This is a genomic window from Flavitalea sp., from assembly GCF_035489435.1.
Taxonomy (GTDB): domain Bacteria; phylum Bacteroidota; class Bacteroidia; order Chitinophagales; family Chitinophagaceae; genus DATHKG01.
This window is the reverse complement of the sequence record NZ_DATHKG010000110.1, coordinates 1-3,736: the sequence shown is the minus strand read 5'-3', so window position 1 is coordinate 3,736 and position 3,736 is coordinate 1. Positions and strand designations below refer to the sequence as shown.

The following is a 3,736-nucleotide window of genomic DNA, read 5'->3' as shown; positions in this document are numbered from 1 at the left end:
AGCTGTTGATGGGATACTCTTTCCTTTTACATCAGAGTTGAAGGGTGGCGCAAGCGGTTTCAACAGCGGGCCACTGAACTACGAGAAGATCGAACTCAATAAACCTGTTGATGCGAAATTGTATAAACCTGAATAACCAATAAAAAATAAAATTTATGAAACAGATAAAAAGAATTTGCCTGGCGATGTTATTGCTGGTGACTGTAAATGGAGTGAAAGCACAAACCGTTGATGAAGTGATCGATAAATTCATCGCAGCCATCGGCGGCAAAGAAAAAATGATGGCGCTGAATTCCATTAAAATGGACGGCACACTTACCACTCAAGGATTTGATGTTGGCATCACGGTAACAGTTTTGAATGGCAAGGGTGCAAGAACAGATATTTCTGTTCCGGGCATGTCGGAGGGATACCGAATTACGACGCCGACCAAGGGCTGGAACTTCTTGCCCTTCCAGGGAATGACGGGTCCTGAAGAAGCTTCTGAAGACATGGTGAAAGCCGGCCAAAGCCAACTTGACCTACAAACTTCTTTTTTGGACTATGCCAAAAAAGGACACAAGGTTGAATTGCAGGGAAAGGAAAAAGTAGATGGTGCTGATTGTTATAAAATAAAGATCACTTATAAGAATGGCAAGTCGGCAGTGGTATACATTAATGCGACAACCTATTATCGCGTAAAGAGCGTTGCTACCGTTGACGTTAACGGTACGCCTACAGAGGTAGAAAATACCTATTCGGATTTCAAAAAAACACCGGAAGGTTATGTGATCCCTTATTCACAAACGAATCAAAGCGGTACTATTATCTATACTACGGTGGAGATCAATAAGCCGGTGGATGAGAAGATATTTGTAGCGAATTAGTAATCTATTATAAGATGATCTTGCCAATTTTAGCTTGTAGAAGATCCGTGAAGTGTTGGTACAATTATCTTACCGGGCATACAAGATAGGGGAGGGGAGAGGCCGTCAACCAATCTCCGAAAAATCCAAAAAATGATCGGTGTTGAACGAATCATGAACGAGTGGTGATCGAGTTTCGGGTGAGTGCTGAATGAGTGTCGGTCAAGTCTGGAATGAGTCCGGATTGAGTCCAATGTCTTGTCCTAAAATAGCTATACACAAAACAAGTGTATATGGAATCAAGCCAAACAACGGATTATGCTCCAAGAGCCAGTCGTCAGTCGCATTATGACAAGCGCTTAATTTTAAAAATTGTAAAAGAAGTAGAGGAAGGATTGCCCAGAAAAGAAGCCATCAGGATTTACGGGTTGGGCAAGGCGTCCATAGATGGTTGGATGAAAGAGTATGGTTCCGATCATTATCACGATCACGTCAAGCGAAAAAAATACACTAACCTTCAAAAGCGAACCATTGTTAGTGCTCTTGAGCAGGGACGGATGAGCTTAAAAGAAGCTCAGGTAGCTTACAAGATTAAATCCTCAAAAATAATCAGGGAATGGCTCCGCCAATATAAATCAGAAAAGGTAGAGATTTGTATTGAAAAGCAAGTGCCAATGAGTAAAAAGAAAAAGGTCCCGGCTACACCACAAACCGCAGCTTTGCAAAAGGCGCTACAGGAAGCAGAACTTAAGATAAAAGCCTTAAATACTTTGATTGATGTAGCCGAAGAACAACTAAAAATTGATATCAGAAAAAAGTCTGGTGCCAGGCAGTCATAAAAATGAAACAGGATCATCCACGTACAGGGATGGCCCAGTTATGCAGATTGTTTGGCAAAACAAGACACGCTTATTACGATGCATTATGGCGCAAAGAAAATAGCCTTGTCAAAGAAGATGTCATTCTCCAGGAAGTGATGGATATCAGGAAGGAATTACCGGCATTAGGCACCCGAAAGCTTCATCATGTATTGCAGCCCAGGCTTGCGTCTCATAAGATCAGTATAGGAAGAGATTATCTTTTTGATTTGCTGGCTGAACACAGGCTGTTAATCCGCCGTAGAAAAAGAAAAGTTATCACAACTGATTCACGGCACTGGATGCGCAAGTACAGTAACCTTATTAAACCAATATCAGTAACCAGGCCCGAGCAGATCTGGGTTAGTGACATCACCTATATCCGGATGATCAATCAATGGGGATATTTAAGCTTAATTACAGATGCTTATTCCAGGAAAATTATGGGTTATAGCTTCCGTAATGATCTGGCCGCTGAAGGCTGCATTGAAGCTTTAAAAATGGCTTTGACTAACAGGATATACAATGAGCAGGTTATCCATCATTCGGACAGAGGTTCTCAATATTGCTCACACCAATATGTAAACCTGTTGCTGGAAAATAATATAGGAATCAGCATGACCGAAAACGGGGATCCTTATGAAAACGCATTGGCAGAAAGAATGAACGGAATAATAAAAACAGAATTTAATCTTTATAACAGCCAGCTTGGTTTTGAGCAAACCGGTAATCTAATAGGTAAAAGTATCAATGCATATAATGGCTTGAGACCACATGCCAGTTGCGATTACATGACACCTGATGAAACGCATCTAAAATCAGGACAACTTAATAAAAGATGGAAGAACTACAACCGGGCTTATAATCATGAAAAACTGACTGTATAGCAATTGCAGGATTAAAAATTATATTTGTATAACTATATCAGGATTTATTTTATAACCTGTATAGTTATTTTAGGACGATACACAACCCCAGAGCATACATAGAGATCCCATAGTTATCTCATAGATAGCCTATAGAACTGGCCTGTGTGAAGTGTATCTAAAAACATATTCGACTTTAATTTTGATAGAAAGGGGGCCGTCTTAGAGATGGCCTCTTTTCTTTTATAACCACTTTTGATTTTGTAACTTCCACTCCTAATCTTATTGAAATGAAAAAGCTAACGCTGTTGCTGGTAACTATCTTCTCAGTAACCATATCATTCTCCCAAAAAAAGACGACAACTCCTGTCAATAATGATGATAGCATTTTATTCAGTAAGGTAAAATACAGGTTGGTAGGCCCTTTTCGCGGAGGAAGGAGTGGAGCAGTGACCGGAGACCCCAAACAGAAAAATACTTTCTATTTCGGAGCGACGGGCGGTGGCGTATGGAAGACCATTGATGGCGGCAGCAACTGGAAAAACATCAGTGACAAGTATTTTGGCGGCAGCATCGGTTGTGTGGCCGTTGCTCCTTCGGATAATACTGTATTATATGTTGGTGAAGGAGAAAGCACTTTACGTGGAAACGTTAGCGAAGGTTTTGGCATTTGGCGAAGCGACGATGCCGGCAGAAGCTGGAGAAACCTGGGATTGAAAGAAACCCGGCATATCATCCGTATAGTGATTCATCCCAAGAACCCGGATATCGTGGTGGTGGCGGCCATTGGACATTTATTTGGCCCCAACCTGGAACGTGGAATTTTCAAAACAACGGATGGTGGCAAGACTTGGAAAAAAGTTTTGTATGTAAATGATCAAACCGGTTGCAGCGACCTGATCATGGAGCCGGGCAATCCTTCCGTTTTATATGCAGGTACATGGCGGATACAACGCACGCCTTACAGTTTGGAAAGTGGCGGCGATGGTGGCGGTATCTGGAAATCTGTTGATGGCGGCGATACATGGAAAAATATTTCAACCAATAAAGGCTTGCCGAAGGGACTTTGGGGCATAGTAGGAGTTACAGTTTGTCCGTCAAACACCGATCGTGTATATGCATTGATAGAAAACCCTTCAGGCGGATTATTTGTGAGCAATGATGCCGG

The 3,736-nt window shown here is 41.8% G+C and carries 4 protein-coding genes; all 4 read left to right on the top strand.

All coding sequences use genetic code 11. From position 1 onward, the window contains the following. Positions 1–155 precede the first annotated feature (155 nt). Positions 156–866, top strand: a complete 711-nt coding sequence (locus tag VK664_RS17975; RefSeq protein WP_461400076.1) for a LolA-like protein — start codon at positions 156–158, stop codon at positions 864–866. 272 nt (positions 867–1,138) lie between these two features. Next, a complete protein-coding gene (locus VK664_RS17970) occupies positions 1,139–1,684 on the top strand; it encodes a helix-turn-helix domain-containing protein (RefSeq protein WP_461400075.1) in 546 nt (181 codons plus the stop codon). A 2-nt stretch (positions 1,685–1,686) separates the two neighbouring features. Beyond that, positions 1,687–2,589 carry an IS3 family transposase gene (locus tag VK664_RS17965; protein WP_461400074.1) on the top strand — a complete coding sequence of 301 codons (903 nt, stop codon included), beginning with the start codon at positions 1,687–1,689 and terminating at the stop codon, positions 2,587–2,589. 269 nt (positions 2,590–2,858) lie between these two features. Then, positions 2,859–3,736: WD40/YVTN/BNR-like repeat-containing protein (locus VK664_RS17960; protein ID WP_461400073.1), on the top strand; the 878-nt coding region annotated here is incomplete at its 3' end.